The organism is Rhodanobacter sp. Soil772, from assembly GCF_001428385.1.
Classification (GTDB): Bacteria; Pseudomonadota; Gammaproteobacteria; order Xanthomonadales; family Rhodanobacteraceae; genus Rhodanobacter.
In genome coordinates this window covers 469,775-486,851 of record NZ_LMSK01000001.1, presented here as the reverse complement: position 1 = coordinate 486,851, position 17,077 = coordinate 469,775, and the positions used below count along the sequence as shown (strand labels likewise).

At 67.4% G+C, this 17,077-nt stretch carries 16 protein-coding genes; 2 read left to right on the top strand and 14 right to left on the bottom strand.

Going from position 1 to position 17,077, the window contains the following annotated elements; genetic code table 11:
* The first annotated feature begins 69 nt into the window (after window positions 1-69).
* Window positions 70-615: a Smr/MutS family protein gene (locus ASG75_RS02385; RefSeq protein ID WP_056385368.1), complete on the top strand. Its 546-nt coding sequence runs from the start codon at window positions 70-72 to the stop codon at window positions 613-615.
* On the opposite strand, the gene truD is transcribed toward ASG75_RS02385, so the two are convergent.
* The 8 genes from truD to ASG75_RS02345 form a co-directional block, all read right to left on the bottom strand.
* On the bottom strand, window positions 616-1,647 hold the full coding sequence (gene truD / locus ASG75_RS02380; protein ID WP_056385366.1) for a tRNA pseudouridine(13) synthase TruD: 1,032 nt from the start codon (window positions 1,645-1,647) through the stop codon (window positions 616-618).
* A gap of 41 nt (window positions 1,648-1,688) precedes the next feature.
* Window positions 1,689-3,083 (bottom strand): magnesium transporter, encoded by a 1,395-nt coding sequence (mgtE, locus tag ASG75_RS02375; protein WP_056385364.1) that lies wholly within the window; start codon window positions 3,081-3,083, stop codon window positions 1,689-1,691.
* The gene (gene ispF, locus ASG75_RS02370; protein ID WP_056385362.1) at window positions 3,080-3,553 is read right to left on the bottom strand and encodes a 2-C-methyl-D-erythritol 2,4-cyclodiphosphate synthase; all 474 of its coding nucleotides are present in this window, start codon (window positions 3,551-3,553) and stop codon (window positions 3,080-3,082) included. The genes mgtE and ispF overlap by 4 nt, the downstream gene beginning before the upstream one ends.
* On the bottom strand, window positions 3,553-4,248 hold the full coding sequence (gene ispD / locus ASG75_RS02365) for a 2-C-methyl-D-erythritol 4-phosphate cytidylyltransferase (RefSeq protein ID WP_056385360.1): 696 nt from the start codon (window positions 4,246-4,248) through the stop codon (window positions 3,553-3,555). Before ispD ends, ispF begins: the two co-directional genes overlap by 1 nt.
* Complete coding sequence (ftsB, locus tag ASG75_RS02360; RefSeq protein ID WP_056385358.1) at window positions 4,245-4,580, bottom strand: cell division protein FtsB; 336 nt, start codon at window positions 4,578-4,580, stop codon at window positions 4,245-4,247. Before ftsB ends, ispD begins: the two co-directional genes overlap by 4 nt.
* A 10-nt stretch (window positions 4,581-4,590) precedes the next feature.
* Window positions 4,591-5,937 carry a phosphopyruvate hydratase gene (gene eno / locus ASG75_RS02355; RefSeq protein WP_056385357.1) on the bottom strand — a complete coding sequence of 449 codons (1,347 nt, stop codon included), beginning with the start codon at window positions 5,935-5,937 and terminating at the stop codon, window positions 4,591-4,593.
* A gap of 63 nt (window positions 5,938-6,000) precedes the next feature.
* A complete protein-coding gene (gene kdsA / locus ASG75_RS02350; RefSeq protein WP_056385355.1) occupies window positions 6,001-6,837 on the bottom strand; it encodes a 3-deoxy-8-phosphooctulonate synthase in 837 nt (278 codons plus the stop codon).
* The gene (locus ASG75_RS02345; RefSeq protein WP_056385353.1) at window positions 6,834-8,504 is read right to left on the bottom strand and encodes a CTP synthase; all 1,671 of its coding nucleotides are present in this window, start codon (window positions 8,502-8,504) and stop codon (window positions 6,834-6,836) included. Before ASG75_RS02345 ends, kdsA begins: the two co-directional genes overlap by 4 nt.
* A 144-nt stretch (window positions 8,505-8,648) precedes the next feature.
* Between ASG75_RS02345 and ASG75_RS02340 the strand changes: the two genes are divergently transcribed.
* Window positions 8,649-10,448 (top strand): aminopeptidase P family protein, encoded by a 1,800-nt coding sequence (locus ASG75_RS02340; protein ID WP_056385351.1) that lies wholly within the window; start codon window positions 8,649-8,651, stop codon window positions 10,446-10,448.
* Window positions 10,449-10,457: 9 nt separating this feature from the next.
* Here ASG75_RS02340 and ASG75_RS02335 read toward each other — a convergent pair whose 3' ends face one another.
* The 6 genes from ASG75_RS02335 to ASG75_RS02310 form a co-directional block, all read right to left on the bottom strand.
* Entirely contained in the window at window positions 10,458-11,408 is a 951-nt protein-coding gene (locus tag ASG75_RS02335; protein WP_056385349.1) for a cysteine synthase family protein, read from the bottom strand.
* Window position 11,409: 1 nt separating this feature from the next.
* A complete protein-coding gene (locus tag ASG75_RS02330; protein ID WP_056385347.1) occupies window positions 11,410-11,751 on the bottom strand; it encodes a carboxymuconolactone decarboxylase family protein in 342 nt (113 codons plus the stop codon).
* Between the two features lie 49 nt (window positions 11,752-11,800).
* A complete protein-coding gene (locus tag ASG75_RS02325; protein WP_056385346.1) occupies window positions 11,801-12,016 on the bottom strand; it encodes a hypothetical protein in 216 nt (71 codons plus the stop codon).
* Window positions 12,017-12,076: 60 nt separating this feature from the next.
* Window positions 12,077-13,054 (bottom strand): lipoyl synthase, encoded by a 978-nt coding sequence (gene lipA / locus ASG75_RS02320; RefSeq protein WP_056385344.1) that lies wholly within the window; start codon window positions 13,052-13,054, stop codon window positions 12,077-12,079.
* A 103-nt stretch (window positions 13,055-13,157) separates the two neighbouring features.
* Window positions 13,158-15,917, bottom strand: a complete 2,760-nt coding sequence (locus tag ASG75_RS02315; protein WP_056385341.1) for an EAL domain-containing protein — start codon at window positions 15,915-15,917, stop codon at window positions 13,158-13,160.
* Window positions 15,918-15,980: 63 nt separating this feature from the next.
* Entirely contained in the window at window positions 15,981-16,757 is a 777-nt protein-coding gene (locus tag ASG75_RS02310) for an iron-containing redox enzyme family protein (RefSeq protein ID WP_056385339.1), read from the bottom strand.
* Window positions 16,758-17,077: the final 320 nt, after the last annotated feature.

Sequence of the window (17,077 nt, the reverse complement as noted above, 5' to 3'; positions counted from 1 at the left end):
GTTTCACGCCGATCATGCGCCGTTCGCGCCCATTCGCCGCGGATCCGCGGCATTGGTTAGCATGGATGGATGAAGCGCCGCGCACCCGCACCGATCAACGACGACGACAGCCGCCTGTTCCGCGAGGCGATCGGTGACGTGCGCCCGCTCGCTCCGACGCCGCCGCCACCGGCATCCGCGAAACCCGCACCGCACCCGCACATGCTTGAAGCGGACGAAGCCGCGGTGCCCGGCGAATTGCTGGACATGGCGTTCGACCCGGCCCTGCTTGAGGTGGGCGAGGAGCTGGGTTACCTGCGCGACGGCTACCCGCCGAAGCTGCTGCGCCAGCTCAAGCGCGGCCAGTTCAGCGTGCAGGACGACCTCGACCTGCACCAGATGAACGCCGCCGCAGCGCAGGCCAGCATCGTCGCCTTCCTGGCCGAGGCGAAACAGCATGGCCTGCGCTGCGTGCGCATCGTGCACGGCAAGGGCCTGCGCTCGAAAGCCGCCGGGCCGGTGCTGAAAGGCCTTACCGACCGCATGCTGCGTCGGCGCGATGACGTGATCGCGTTTGCTTCGGCGCGACCGGCGCTCGGCGGCACCGGCGCGGTGGTCGTTCTGCTCAAGGGCTGACTACGCGATCGAGGCCAGTTCGCGCACGACCACCGTGGCGTACGCGCCGGCCGGCAACTCGAACGACAGTTCCAGCGCGTCGTCGCCCTGCCAGTGCCAGCGCAGGTCCTTCGGCAGCAACCGCAGCGGGCGGCGTTCCTGATCCATCCGTGCCGCCGCCAGGCCGGCGGCCAAGTCGTCGTTCGCCGCGCCGACTTCGCGCTCCAGCGCGCCCGCCTCGCCCTGGCTCGGCGGCTCGCCCTGCCCCCACAACGGGCCGGACGGATGGATGTCGGCGCGGGCCAGCCGCTCAGCCAGCAGCCCGGTGAACGGTTCCGGCCCGAACCACGAGCGCGAGCCGGCCAGCGACCAGATCTCGCCATCCAGCGGGCTGTCCCAGGCGCCGCGTTCGACCCGTGCCGCCAGCACGCTGTTGAAGATCTGCGAGCGTGCCGCCGACAGCAGGAACGACCGCTTGTCGCGATCCACCCGGCGCCCGCCGAACATCGCCCGTGCCTGCGCCACGTTGCCGCCCTCGCGGCCGAAGCGCTGCTCGCCGTAGTAATTCGGCACCCCGCGCGCGGCGATTTGCGTCAGCACCTGCTCGGCCGCCTCGCGATTACCCTGTACTTCGCGCAGCACCAGCACGAAACGGTTGCCGCGCAACGCGCCGCGTTTGAGCTTGCGCGAATGCCGCGTCGCCGCCAGCACCTTCACTTCCGCGTGCGGAAACGCCGACCAGTCCGGGTCGGGCTTGCCGGCCAGTTGCACCGAGAACGTCTGCCGGGTCACCGCGTGGCGATCCTTCATGCCCGCATAGCCGACTGCGACCTGCGGCACGCCGGCGAATTTCGCCAGCTCGCGCGCGACCCAGTCGGTATTCGCGCCGCGCTTTTCCACCCACAGCAAGGCGTGCTCGCCGGCACCGTCGGCGTCGTAGCCGAGAATCTCCTCGACCTGGAAATCCTCCGGCGTGCTGCGCAACCGCGCCTGCAGCGGTGGGGCGCCGTAGGCCCATGGCAGCGGGGCCTGGGCAAGTTCGGATTCGGACATGGCACTCCACCGGTCGCGCCGGCACTCGGGTCAGGCCGGCATCACATCAGAAAGATGGTGGCCAGGCCAAGGAAGATGAAGAAACCGCCGCTGTCGGTCATCGCGGTGATCAGTACGCTGGAGCCCAGCGCCGGGTCGCGGCCGAACTTCGTCATCAGCACCGGGATGCCGACGCCGGCGAACGCCGCCAGCAGCAGGTTCAGCGTCATCGCGGCGGTCATCACCAGGCCCAGCGAGACGCTGTCGTACAGCAGCCACGCCACGATGCCGATCACGCCACCCCAGACCAGCCCGTTCAGCAGCGACACGGTCAGCTCCTTGCGCCACAGCCGCTTCGCGCTTTCGGCGGTGATCTGGTTCAGCGCCAGCGCGCGCACGATCATGGTGATGGTCTGGTTGCCGGAGTTGCCGCCGATGCCGGCCACGATCGGCATCAGCGCCGCCAGCGCCACCAGCCGTTCGATCGAGCCCTCGAACAGGCCGATCACGCGCGAGGCGATGAAGGCGGTGACCAGGTTGATCGCCAGCCACGACCAACGGTTCTTCAGCGAGGCCCAGACCGAGGCGAAGATGTCCTCCTCCTCGCGCAGGCCGCCGCGGCTGAGCGCTTCGCTCTCGCCTTCCTCGCGGATCACGTCGACCATCGCGTCGATGGTGATGCGCCCGATCAGGTGGCCGCGCTCGTCGACCACCGGCGCGGTCACCAGGTCGTAGCGCTCGAACGCCTGCGCCACGTCGTATGCGTCGTCGGTGGGGTGGAAGGTATTGACGTCCGGCGCCATCACCGCGCTGACCATCTTCTCCGGCGAATTCACCAGCAGCCAGTGCAGCGGCAATACGCCGGTGAGCAGGTTGTCCTGGTTGATCACGAACAGCTTGTCGGTCTGCGCCGGCAGCTCGTCCCAGCGGCGCAGGTAGCGCAGCACCACTTCCAGGCTCACGTCCTCGCGGATGGTGACCATCTCGAAGTCCATCAGAGCGCCGACCTGGTCGTCCTCGTAGGACAGCGCCGACTGCACCTGCTCGCGCTGCTGCGTGTCCAGGCTCGCCATCAGCTCCGGCAGCATCGCGGTCGGCAGGTCCTCGACCAAGTCGGCCAGCTCGTCCGCGTCCAGCGGCTCGACCGCGGCGAGGATCTCGTGGCGGTCCATGTCCGCGATCAGCGATTCGCGCACTGCGTCGGACACTTCCAGCAGGATCTCGCCGTCGCGGTCGGCCTTGACCAGCTGCCAGACCGCCAGGCGATCGTCCAGCGGCAGCGATTCGAGGATGAACGCGATGTCGGCCGGATGCAGCTCGTCCAGCTGCCGGCGCAATTCGGCCTGCGATTCGGCCGGCAGCGGGCTCTCGTCGTCGTGCCGGCGCAGCACCTCGACGATGGCTTCGAGCTGGTCGTGCAGCCGGCTGGCGGCGCTGCGGGCCTCTACTTCGCTCACGCGCGCTCCAGCAGGACGCACGCCTGCGCGGCGATCCCCTCGCCCCGGCCGCAGAAGCCGAGTTTCTCGGTGGTGGTGGCCTTGACGCTGATGCGGCCGATCTCGCTGTCCAAGTCGGCGGCGAGATTCTCGCGCATCGCCTGCGCATGCGGACCGACCTTCGGCGCCTCGCCGATCACGGTGATGTCGGCATTGCCCAGCGCGTAGCCGTGCTGCGCCATCAGCATCGCCGCGTGGCGCAGGAACTGGCGGCTGTCGGCATCGCGCCAGCGCTCGTCCGTGGGTGGAAAATGCTGGCCGATGTCGCCCAGCGCCAGTGCGCCGAAGATCGCGTCGCACAGCGCATGGATCACCACGTCGCCGTCCGAATGCGCCACCACGCCGCGGCGATGCGGCACGCGCACGCCGCCCAAGGTGACGTGGTCGCCCTCGCCGAATGCATGCACGTCGAAACCCTGGCCTATGCGCATCATGCTGTCCTTGAAAGCAGGAACTCGGCCAGCGCGAAATCCGCTGCCGTGGTTACCTTGATGTTGTCCTCGGCGCCCTCGACCAGCAACGGCGCGAAGCCGGCCTGCTCCATCGCCATCGCCTCGTCGCTGACGTTCACGCCGCGCCGTGCCGCGTCGCGCAGCGCCGCCGCCAGTTGACCACGCCGGAACATTTGCGGCGTGAAGGCACGCCAACGCAGGTCGCGCGACTCGGTCAGCTCGCTGCGGCCGGCCGTATTCGCCCGCTTCAGCGCGTCGCGCAGCGGCGCGCCCAGCAGGCCGCCGTCCGCCGCGCCGGCCAGTTCGATCAACTTGCCGATATCGGCCAGCCGCACGCATGGTCGCGCGGCGTCGTGCACCAGCACGAAATCGCCTGCACCCACCGACGCGGGCAACGCGTCGATCCCGGCCAGCACCGAATCGCTGCGCTCGGCCCCGCCGATCGCGGTCAGCACCGGCTTGCCGTAGAGCGTGTCGATGCCGGACCAGTGCGCATCGCCAGCAGCCAGCGTTACCAGCAGGCCGCCGATCCGCGGATGCGCGGCGAGCCGTTCCAGCGTGTGTGCGATCAGCGGCCGCCCGGCCAGCGGCAGGTATTGTTTCGGGCAATCACCGCCGACCCGGGTGCCGCGCCCTGCGGCCGGCACCACGCACCACAGCGTCGGCGCGCTCATGGCGATCCGGCAGGCGTGGCGGGTGGCGGTGGCGGCAACGAGCTGCCGGCGCGGGCCGGTTGCTCGACCACCTGGTAGAACACTTCGCCCGGCTTGATCAGCCCCAGTTCGGTGCGCGCCCGCGCCTCGACCGCCTGGTCGCCATGCTTGAGGTCCAGCACGTCGGCGCCGACCGCCTGGTTGCGCTGCAACAGCTTCGCGTTCTCGTCGGTCTGTTTCTTCACCGCCACGCGCAAGCTGTCCACCTCGTGCATGCTGCCGCTGCCGGTCCACAGCTTCAGCTGCAGTCCGATCAGCAGCAGGATCAGAACCAGGGCGATCCAGCGCAGCATGGGTGGCCGTTCAGCCCGGCAGGCGGGTCAGGTTCGGGAAGGCGTTGCGACCGGCGTAGCGCGCGGCCGAACCCAGCGCCTCCTCGATGCGCAGCAGCTGGTTGTACTTCGCCACGCGGTCGCTGCGGCACAGCGAGCCGGTCTTGATCTGGGTCGCCGTGGTGGCCACCGCGATGTCGGCGATGGTGGTGTCTTCGGTTTCGCCGGAGCGATGCGAGATCACCGCCGAATACTTCGCCGCGTCGGCCATCGCGATCGCTTCCAGCGTCTCGGACAGCGTGCCGATCTGGTTCACCTTGATCAGGATCGAGTTCGCGATCTTCTTCTCGATGCCCTCGCGGAAGATCGCCGGGTTGGTCACGAACAGGTCGTCGCCGACCACCTGGATGCGATCGCCGATCGCATCGGTGAGCAGCTTCCAGCCATCCCAGTCGCCTTCGGCCATGCCGTCCTCGATGGTGACGATCGGGTACTGCTTCGCCCAGCCGGCGAGCAGGTCGACGAACTGCGCCGAGCTGTACTGCTTGCCTTCACCGGCGAGGTCGTACTTGCCGTTCTTGTAGAACTCCGAACTGGCCGCGTCGAGGCCGAGCAGGATTTCGCTGCCGACCTTGTAGCCGGTCTTGCCGATCGCCTCCAGGATGGTGTCGATCGCCTCGACGTTCGAGCGCAGATTCGGCGCGAAGCCGCCCTCGTCGCCCACCGCGGTGCTGAGACCACGGCCGTGCAGCACGCTCTTCAGCGCATGGAAGATCTCCGCGCCGGCACGCAGCGCCTCGGCGAAGCTCGGCATGCCGACCGGCAGTATCATGAACTCCTGCACATCGACGTTGTTGTCCGCATGTGCGCCGCCGTTAATGATGTTCATCATCGGCACCGGCAACTGCCCTACAGAAGGCGTCGTAAAGCGTTCCCGCCCGTCCCTAACGTGGAACTGAAACTGCGACGACTGCAGATACTTCCATAGCGGCTCACCCATGGAAGCAGCTGTAGCGTGAGCAGCAGCCATCGACACACCGAGCAGCGCGTTCGCACCGAGCTTGCCCTTGTTCGGCGTGCCGTCCAGCGCGATCAATTTCGCATCCAGGCCTTGCTGGTCGGCCGCATCGAAACCCTTCAGCGCATCGGCAATCGTGGTGTTGACGTTCGCCACCGCGTTCTTCACGCCCTTGCCGCCGTAGCGCGACTTGTCGCCGTCGCGCAGTTCGACCGCCTCGCGCGAACCGGTGGACGCGCCGCTGGGCACCGCGGCGCGGCCGAAGCCGCCGCCGGCCAGGGTGACTTCGGCTTCCAGCGTGGGATTGCCGCGCGAGTCGAGGATTTCACGGGCGTGGATGCGGGTGATCTGGGTGCTCATGCGGTGTCCGTCTGCCTGGGTGGTGAATGAGTTGGAACGGGCGCATCGCTGCGCCCGGGTGTTTCAGGAAACATCCTGCTCCAGGAAGCGGTGCCGCTTGGTCACGGCATCCAGCTCCAGCAGGATTTCCAGCAGCGCCTCCATCTTGCCCAGCGGCCACGCGTTCGGGCCATCGCTGAGCGCCTTGCTGGGGTCGGGATGCGTCTCGGCGAACAGGCCGGCCACGCCGACCGCCACCGCGGCGCGCGCCAGTACCGGCACGAATTCGCGCTGGCCACCTGACGTGGCGCCCTGCCCGCCCGGCAACTGCACCGAATGGGTGGCGTCGAACACGACCGGGCAGTTCGTATCGCGCATCACGCTCAGCGAGCGCATGTCCGACACCAGGTTGTTGTAGCCGAAGCTGGCGCCGCGCTCGCACACCATGATGTCGTCGTTGCCGACGGCCTTGGCCTTGGCCACCACGTGCTTCATGTCCCACGGCGCCAGGAACTGGCCCTTCTTGATGTTCACCGGCTTGCCGGCGCGCGCCACCTTCTGGATGAAGTCGGTCTGCCGGCACAGGAACGCCGGCGTCTGCAGCACGTCGACCACCGACGCCACCTCGTCCATCGGCGTGTATTCGTGCACGTCGGTGAGCACCGGCACGCCGATCTGCCGCTTCACTTCGCCCAGGATGCGCAGCCCCTCTTCCAGCCCCGGCCCGCGGAAGCTCTCGCCGGAGGAGCGGTTCGCCTTGTCGAAGCTGGACTTGAAGATGAAGTGGATGCCGAGCCGCCCGGTGATTTCCTTCAGCGTGCCGGCAGTGTCCAGCTGCAGTTGTTCGGACTCCACCACGCACGGGCCGGCGATCAGGAACAGCGGCTGATCCAGCCCGATATCGAAGCCGCACAGCTTCATGCCACGTGCTCCCTGGCCAGCTTCTCGCCACCGCGCACGGCCTTGAACTCGCGCGCGGCGTGTACGAAACCGATGAACAGCGGGTGGCCGTCGCGTGGGGTCGAGGTGAATTCCGGATGCGCCTGGCAGCCGAGGAACCACGGATGCTGCTGCCGCGGCAACTCGACGATCTCCACCAGCAGGTCGTCCATCGACTTGCCGGAGATCACCAGGCCCAGGTCCTCGAACGGCTGGCGGTAGCGGTTGTTGAATTCGTAGCGATGGCGATGGCGCTCGCGCACCACGTCCTGGCCGTACAGTTCGCGCGCCAGCGTGCCGGCCTTGAGGCGGCATTCCTGCGCGCCCAGGCGCATGGTGCCGCCGAGGTCGGAACGGTCGCTGCGCTGCTCGACTTCGCCGCTGGCGGTGGTCCACTCGGTGATCAGGCCGATCACCGGGTTCGGCGTGTTGCGGTCGTTCTCGCTGGAATCGGCGTCGGCCAGGCCGGCAACGTGGCGGGCGAAATCGATCACCGCCGCGTGCATGCCGTAGCAGATGCCGAAATACGGCACGCCATGCTCACGCGCATATTTCGCGGCGAGGATCTTGCCCTCGAAACCGCGCTTGCCGAAACCGCCAGGCACCAGGATCGCGTCGGCCTTGCCGAGCACCTTGGCGGCGCCTTCGGCCTCGACCTGTTCGGAGTCGATCCAGTCCAGGTTCACCCGCGTCTGCTGCTTGATGCCGCCGTGGCGCAATGCCTCGCCCAGCGACTTGTAGGCATCCTTGTGCTCGACGTACTTGCCGACGATGGCAACGGTGATCTCGTCCTTCGGATGCTCCACCGCGTCGACCGTGCGCTGCCACGCGGACAGGTCCGCGGGCTTGGCATCGAGGCCGAGCTTCTTCACCACGATGTCGTCCAGGCCCTGCTGGTGCAGCCACAACGGCTGCTTGTAGATGACGTCCACGTCGACGGCACTGATCACGGCATTTTCGGGCACGTTGGTGAACAGCGCGATCTTGCGCCGCTCGCCCTCGGGCAGGGCCTGCTCGCAGCGGCACAGCAGGATATCCGGCTGGATGCCGATCGAGCGCAGTTCCTTCACCGAATGCTGGGTCGGCTTGGTCTTCAGTTCGCCGGCGGCCTTGATGAACGGCACCAGGGTCAGGTGCATGAACACCACCTTCTCCGGGCCGTGCTCGATGCGCAGCTGGCGGATCGCTTCCAGGAACGGCAGCGATTCGATGTCGCCCACGGTGCCGCCGATCTCCACCAGCGCCACGTCGAAGCCGCGGGTGGCCTCGTGGATGCAGTGCTTGATCTCGTCGGTGATGTGCGGGATCACCTGCACGGTAGCGCCAAGATAATCGCCGCGGCGCTCCTTGCGGATCACGCTCTCGTAGATCTTGCCGGTGGTGATCGAATTCTTGCCGGTCAGGCGGGTGCGCACGAAGCGCTCGTAGTGGCCAAGGTCGAGGTCGGTCTCGGCGCCGTCGTCGGTCACGTAGACCTCGCCGTGCTGGAACGGACTCATCGTGCCCGGATCCACATTGATATAGGGATCGAGCTTCATCATGGTGACCGAAAGGCCGCGCGCTTCGAGAATGGAAGCGAGCGACGCCGCAGCAATGCCCTTGCCAAGCGAGGACACCACACCGCCGGTGACGAAAATCAGGGGGGTCATGGAAAGCAGCCGTGCTGGAAATTGGCATTTTAGCTGCAGAAGCGTTCCACTGCGAGATGGCAACGCAGAATTCGTCGCGATTGGTTCATCTCCGGCTCCTCTGCGCGGATGAAACAGCCCCGGGCCGCCTGCTAGCATGACCGGATGAACAACCCCATCCCCGCCCGTCTCGCCGCTCTGCGAGCGGCCATGCAGCAGCACGGCGTCGCCGCGGTGCTGGTTCCCAGTGCCGATCCGCACCTGTCCGAATACCTGCCGGCCCACTGGGCCGCGCGCGAATGGCTGTCCGGCTTCACCGGTTCGGCCGGCACCCTGATCGTCAGCCGCGAGCAGGCCGGGCTGTGGACCGATTCGCGCTATTTCTCGCAGGCCGAGCAGCAGCTGGCCGGCAGCGGCATCAGCCTGATGAAGCTGCGCGTGCCGCACACGCCCGAGCATCTCGAGTGGCTGCAGCAGCATCTGCACGAGGGCGACGTGCTGGCCGTGGCCGGCGACAGCGTGGCCGTGACCACTCAGCGTCAGATCGAGCGCCGGCTTGCCGACAGCGGTGCCACGGTGCGCACCGACCTGGATCTGCCCGGTGCGACCTGGGCGGACCGCCCGGCCCTGCCGCAGGCGCCGGTGATCGAGCATGACCTGGCTTGGGCCTGCATTCCGCGCGCCGACAAGCTGGTCCGCCTGCGCAAGGCGATGCACCGGCTCGGCGCCACCCATCACTTGCTGTCCAGCCTCGACGACATCGCCTGGCTGACCAACCTGCGCGGCAGCGACGTGGAGTGCAATCCGGTGTTCCTGGCCCACCTGCTGGTGCAGGCAGAGCAGCGCGCCACGCTGTTCGTCGGTCGCGCCAAGCTCGGCGATGCGCTGGTCGCGAAACTGGCCGCCGACGGCATCGCCATCGCCGACTACGCCTCGATCACCTCGACCCTGCAGGAGCTGGGCGCGAACGACCGCCTGCTGCTGGACAGTGGCCGGGTGGTCAGCGCGATCGCCGCGGCGATCCCGTCAGGCGTGACCCAAATCGAGGCAGCCAATCCGAGCACCGCCTTCAAGGCGGTCAAGAGCGCCGCCGAACTCGACCATATCCGCGACGTGATGCGCCGCGACGGCGCCGCCTTGGTGCGCGGCTTCCGCCGGCTGGAACAGCGCCTCGCCGCCGGCATGACGGTGACCGAGCTCGACGTCGACACCCTGCTGCACGAAGAACGCTCGGCGCAGCCCGGCTGGGTCGGCGAAAGCTTCGCCACCATCGCCGGCTACCAGGCGAACGGCGCGCTGCCGCACTACCGCGCCACGCCGGAATCGCACAGCACGCTGCAGGCGAAGGGCCTGTTGCTGATCGATTCGGGCGGCCAGTACCTCGGTGGCACCACCGATATCACCCGCGTGCTGGCGCTGGGCGAGACCACGGCGGAACAACGTCGCGACGCCACCCTGGTGCTGAAAGGCATGATCGGGTTGTCGCGCGCACGCTTTCCGAAGGGTGCCAGCGGCCCGCAGCTGGATGCGCTGGCGCGCGCGCCGCTGTGGGCTTCGGGCATGGATTACGGCCACGGCACCGGCCACGGCGTGGGCTACTTCCTCAACGTGCACGAGGGTCCACAGTCGATTCGCCCGCCGGTCGCCGGCGGCGCACTGGTGGCGCTGGAGCCGGGCATGATCAGCTCGATCGAACCGGGCCTGTACAAGCCCGGCCGGCACGGCATCCGCCACGAGAACCTGGCCGTGGTGGTCGAGGCCGACCGCACCGAGTTCGGCGAATTCCTCGCCTTCGAGACGCTGACGATGTGTCCGTTCGACCGCCGTGCGCTGGAGCCGGGCCTGCTCAACCCGGAGGAACGCGCCTGGCTGGACGACTACCACGCCAGCGTGCGCGCCGCGCTCAGCCCGCTGCTGGACGAAGCCGACCTGGAGTGGCTGCACCGGCACTGCGCGCCGCTGTAGGCAACAACTTCACTGGAAGTGCGTCGCGTCCACGTCGGCGGCGGTGGCTTGCATGAAGTACTCGTGCAGGTATTTCTCGCCTTCGTCGCAGAACACGGTGACCACGGTCTTCAGCTCCGGGAAGTTCTGCCGGATGCGCTTGGCGGCCAGCAGATGCGCGCCGGAACTCGGCCCGCAGAACAATCCGTACGTGCGCGCCAGCCGTTTCATTTCGGCCACGGCATTGGTGCTGGACACACTCAGCACCTCGTTCACCAGCCCCGCGTGGCGCTGGAAGATGCCCGGCACGAAGCCGTCCGAAATGCCCTCGATGGTATGCGCGGCAATCTCGCCGCACAGGATCGTGCACGACTCGGACGGCTCCATCGCGAACAGCCGCACGTCCGGATTGACCGCGCGGAACGCCTGGCCCACGCCGATCAGCGTGCCGCCGGTGCCGACACCCAGCACCAGCGCATCGGGCGTGCGGCCCGGCGGCAGCTGGGCGAGGATTTCCGGGCCGAGGATCAGCCGGTTCTCCTCCACGTTCCACTCCGACTCGAACTGGCTCGGCGCGAAATAGTTCGGTTGCTGGCCCAGCTCCTTCGCCCGTTTCAGTGCCTCGTTGACGTGGAAGTTGCCGCAGAACAGCACTTCCGCGCCGTAGGCCCGCGAGATCGCCACGCGCTCGCTGGACATGCCCTCGGGCATCACCACCAGCATGCGGTAACCCTTCACTGCCGCCACCATCGACAGCGCGTTGCCGGTGTTGCCGCTGGTCGCCTCCACGATAGTGTCGCCGGGCTTCAGCAGGCCTTCGTGTTCCGCCCGCTCGATCATGTACTTCGCAATACGTGCCTTGATCGAACCGGAGGGGTTGAGAAACTCGACCTTGGCGTAGACGCCCTCGACCTCCAGCAGCGGGGTGTCGCCCACCGCGTCGAGGATGCTGTCCGATACCGCGGCAAAGCGCGCGGCCATTTCAGGCTGCCTCGTGCGCGTGCTGCATCACGTCCAGCGCCAGTGTGGAATGCGCGTACGCACCGCCCGCGCGCATCTCGGCAGCGACCCAGATCGCTTCCATGATCTGCTGCTCGCTGGCCCCCTGCTTCAAGGCTTCGGCGGTGTGGCCCTTGATGCAGTATGGGCATTGGGTGACGTGCGCCACCGCCACCGCGATCAACTGCTTGGTGACGTTCGGCAGCGCGCCATCGGCAAACACCGCGGCGCTGAACGCCTTGAACGCCTTCAGCGGCTCCGGCGCCAGTTCACGGCGCTTGTGCGCCAGCTCTGCGGTGGCCTGCGGGTAGATGGATGTATCCATGACATGACTCCTCGTTGATCCTTGTTGATAAACCCTTCATGGCATCCGCTTACAGCGGCTGCGGTGCCACACCCTGCACCCAGCTCGGCGGATCGCTGGCGGGAAAACTCTGTGCAAGCTCCTCGTCGATGAGCCTTTCGCGCTCGATCCGGAGTTCGCGCGATCTCCGCGCAGCCGCGGTTTCCACGGTGGCGCTTCCCGATCCGGCGGAATCCGTTCCGGCAGGGGAACGAAACGGGAAACGATGCGAAACAGGCAGTGACATGGCGGTACCTCCTGATGCCAACGAACAACGAAACGGCGTACCGGTTGGCCGCATGCCCAATCACAAACCCAGGTTGTTGTGTTCCAGCACGCGCTCGGCGCGATAACTCGACCGCACCAGCGGCCCGGCGACCGCTTCCAGAAAACCCTTGCTCAGCGCCAGTTCGCGGTAGTGCCGGAACTCGTCCGGGGTGACGAAGCGCTGCACCGGCAGGTGATGCGGGCTGGGCCGCATGTACTGGCCCAGCGTAACGACGTCGACGTGGGCGCCGCGTATATCGTCCAGCGTGTGCTCGACCTCCGCGTCGGTCTCGCCCAGGCCCAGCATCAGGCTGGTCTTGGTCAGCGTTTTCGGCGCGTGCCGCTTGGCGAAGGCCAGCACGCCGAGCGTCTGCGCATAACCGGCGCGCGGATCGCGCACGGGATGGGTCAGCCGTTCCACCGTCTCGATGTTTTGCGCGTAGGTGACCAGGCCGGCGTCGAGCACGGTGGCAACCGCCGTGAGATCGCCGGCGAAGTCCGGGGTCAGCGCTTCCACTGCGGTCTGCGGCGAGCGCTGGTGAATCGCCTGCACGCAGGCGGCGTAGTGCGCCGCACCGCCGTCGGCCAGGTCATCGCGATCGACCGAGGTCAGCACCACATACTTCAGCCCCATCAGCGCCACCGCGTCGGCGACCTGCAGCGGTTCCAGCGGATCGAGCCAGCCGTTCGGGTTGCCGGTGCTGACCGAGCAGAACTTGCACGCGCGCGTGCATACCGAGCCCATCAGCATCAGCGTGGCGGTGCCGCGGCCCCAGCACTCGGCGATGTTCGGGCACTTCGATTCGGCGCATACCGTATTCAGCTTGTGGCTGCGCACGATCTCGTGCACTGCCTCGTACTGCGCGCCGCCCGGCAGCTTGACCCGCAGCCACGGCGGCTTGCGATCGACATCCGGCACGCCGGTGGCGGCGTTCGGACGAATGCCGCCCTTGACCGCACGGGTGCCTTGCGGGCTGACGTATTTGCTGCCGTCGGGAACGGGTTCGCTGCTGGACATGAGGTGCACGGCGTGGAGGACTCCATGCAGTCTCCCGCGACACCCGCCCGGGCGCCCTGATGCATATCAAGACGCCCGGGCGGCCCGTGCGCGGCGTGCCGGCTCAGCCGCGCTTCGGCGGCACCAGCTTCAGCCGTGCTGCCGGTACCAGTGGCTGGTTCGGACACAGCAGGTGCTGCACTTCCTCGGGCCGCAACGGATAGGAGTACAGGTAGCCCTGCCCCTCGACACAGCCGCTGCGCAGCAGGAAATCATGCTGTGCCTCGGTCTCGATGCCTTCGGCAATCGTGGTCAGGCCGAGGCTTTTCGCCATCGCCAGCATCGCCTCGGTGATCGCCGCGTCGTTGGTATCGCCCGGCAGGCCGGTGACGAAGGAGCGGTCGATCTTCAGGTAGGCCACCGCCGGCAGCTTGAGATAGGCCATCGAGGAGTAGCCGGTGCCGAAATCGTCGATCGCCACTTCGATGCCCAGCGTGTGCAGGGTCTGCATGGTGCGCTCGATGTCGTCGCCCAGACGCAGCATCGCGCTCTCGGTGATCTCCAGCAGCAGGCGGTTCGCCGCCAGGTGCCGCGACTGCAGGGCCCGGCTGACCCCGTCGACGAAGGCCGGGTGGCCGAACCAGCGCGCCGAAATGTTCACCGCCACACGGATCGGCGGCACGCCGGCCAGGTCCCAGGCCTGGATCTGCGCGCAGGTGGCCTGCATCACCCATTCGTCGATGCGGCGGATCAGGCCCAGGCCTTCCGCCACCGGAATGAATTCGGCCGGCAGCACTTCGCCGCGCTCCGGGTGCTGCCAGCGCACCAGCGCCTCCACCGCCACGATGCGGCCGGTGCGCAGTTCCACGCTGGGCTGGAACACCAGATGGAATTCGTTGCGCGCCAGCGCCTGGCGCAGCTCGGTGGCCAGTTGCAGGCGCCGGCGGGTATCGGCGTGCATCATCGGCGTATAGAAGCGGAACGCATTGCGCTCCTCGGTCTTCGCCGCATACATCGCCGCGTCGGCATTCGCGATCAGTGCCGCCGCGTTGTCGCCGTCCAGCGGATAGCTGGCCACGCCGATGCTCGCGCTCAGCACGATCTCGTAATCGTCCACCAGCAGCGGCTCGGACAAGGTCCCGAGCAGACGGCTGACGATCGCCCGCGCGTCCTCGCGCAGGATCAGCCGCGGGATCAGCACGGTGAACTCGTCGCCGCCGATGCGCCCGGCCACGTCGCCCTCGGACAGCTGCCGGCGGATCCGCTCCGCCACCTTCATCAGCAGGCGGTCGCCGATCGCATGGCTGTAGCTGTCGTTGACGATCTTGAAGGCATCCAGGTCGATGAACAGCACCACCACGGCCAGCCGCTCGCGTTCGGCCACCGTGATCGCCGCGGCGCAGTACCGCTCGAACTCCGCCCGGTTGGCCAGGCCGGTCAGCGGGTCGTGCCGCGCCATGTACTCCAGCCGGTGCTGGTTCGCCTTCGCCTCATGGATGTCGGTGAGCACGGCGACGTAGTAGGCCACCTGGCCTTCGGCGTCGCGAATCGCGCTGATGCTCAGGTGCTCGGGATAGCTGCTGCCATCGCTGCGGGTGCTCAGGACTTCGCCCATCCAGTTGTGGCCGGCGGTGACACTGTCCCAGATCGACTGCGGCAACGGCTTGCCATCGGGCAGGCAGCGACTCTCATCGAGGCGCTTGCCATGCAGCGACTGGCTGGTGAAGCCGGTCAGTTCGGTATGCGCGGCATTGGTCGAGATCACCCGCCGCCCGGCGTCGGCGATGATCACGCCTTCGGCGATATTGGCCAGCGCCTCGGCGGCGATCCGGCGTTCCCGCTCCATCGCCACCCTCTCGGAGATGTCGCGGATGATCGCCTGGCGCACCGGCTGGTTGCCCCAATTGGCCAGGCTGGTCTGCGTTTCCACCGGACGCGCATGGCCATCCGCACCCAGCAGCGCATTGGTGGCGGCCCGCCCGGCCTGCTGCCCCGCCATGGATTGCACGAACAGGTGCACGAAACGGTCGCCGACAAGCTCGTCCGCGCGGCGCCCGGTCCACGCCGCGGCGGTGCGGTTGACGTCCAGGATCCGCCCGCTGGCCTCGTCGACCATTACGATCGCGTCGGCCGCGCTGTCGAACAGCAGGCGGTAGCGCTCCTCGGTGCCGCGGATGCTTTCCAGGATGCGGCGCGCCATGCGCAGCCACAGCAGCGCGGCGATCAGGAACGCGCCCAGCACGCCCCAGAACAGCAGTTCGCCCAGCCACACCGCACCCTTCACGATCTCGATCGAGAACAGCTCCGTGCGCGGCGCCATGTAGGCATTGAGCGCCTTGATCCGATCGCGCTGCCGCTTGATCTCGGCTTCCGTCGGCCCGCCTGCGCGGTGCGCTGCACGCAGCTCGCTCGCAATCGTGCCGAGTTCGGCGATCGAGGTATCGGTGGAGCGCCAGGCCGCAAGTGCCTCGCGCATGTGCGGAGTGCCGGAGAAATGCTGCAGCATGAAGGTCATGCCCGGCTGTGCCGCCGGCATGATGTTGCCGCGTTCGAATACCCGGGTGATGCTTGCCTTGCTGAAGTCGCCGGAGATGATCGCGTCGCGCCCCCAGCGATCGGCTTCGAGCAAGCCGTAATTGTCCTGGAAACCGGCCAGGTCGGCGATGTCGCCATTGAGCGCGTAATTGTCCAGGTCGATCACGGCCTGTTTCTGCGCCTTGGACCAGACACTCTCGCTGTTGAGAAAACCAGCGAGAGTGACCTGGACCTGCAGCACGCCCCAGGTCAGCGCCATGATCAACGCGATCGCCACCGCCAGCGCATAGGCCAGCGGCAGCAGGCGCCGTGTCAGAGGTTTCTGCAAACTGTTGCCGGTGAAATGCATCGTCTGCCCATTCGGTTGATGATGCAGCTCGCTTCCATGGATACAGTCTGCTCCAACATTACCTCAAGCTGCGGCTTCTTTCGCCATCCACAAATCGCGGCACGACCGGATGCACCGGTCACCAAGCAGGATCATGCTCATGTAGCTCCGCTTGATGCACTCGGCCAGATGCGCCACGTCATCGGCCGAGGGTGTCTCGCCCATCAGGGTACACACTATATCCAATGCCTCCCATGGGTGAACGTCGTCGTAGGCGGCGTGCAGGTGCAGCCAGCGCAGGCTGGACGCCCGGATCGCCGGATCGAAGCTGTCGCGGTACTTCGCGCTGTCGTAGATCAGCTGCGACCACTCGCCGGTGACCCCCTCGATCGCATAGTTGGTGGCCACCATGCCGGCCGCCAAGGTGCCGCGTGCGCTGATGTCCTCGCACCAGCGGGTGAGGCCGTCGGTGCCGTGCGGGGGCACGCCGTGCAGCAGGTCGTCGCGCGGCACACCGGCACCCTCGGCCCAGTTGAGCCAGTACTCGGCATGGTTCTGCTCGACCCGGATATTGCGCACCAGCCAGCGCCGGGCCTTGTCGTCGCCCGGGCTGCGGCCATAACGGGTCTTCAGCAGGTTCAGCGCCATGAAGCTGGGGAACCGTTCGATGAACGGCCACAAGCCCATCATGAAGTTGCGGGTGGACTCATGGTCCAGCTGCAGCGCGGTCATCATGCGCCAGATGTCGTGGTCCAGGACGCGCTGCTTGGTGGCCGCGCAATCGGCCACCATGTCCTGCGCCCACTGCGGGTAGCTGCTCAGTTCGGTCAGGGGGCCGGTACGCTCGAAAAGGGTATTCATTTGATTCACCTCGGTCGTCAATGGAGCTGCAGTCGACTGCAGCGCTGATGGCCGGCAGGCAGTGCAAAGCCTCCCGTACCGGCCGTGATCCGGCATCGCGGGCGATGCCGAAATTCCTTGATGCATAGTCATTGTGGTGGCGGCTCCTGTCGCACAGGCCATGCCCCGGGGCGTACGCGGCGTACGCCGGCTCGCCTGTTTTGTGGCGCCCCCAGTTCGCCTCGACCGGATGATGGACGGCCAATCCGGCCCGCCCTGTTCACATGTCGTGCACGGGAAGAAGAAAATGCTGGCCGTGACAACTCGGGGAAAACCTGCGC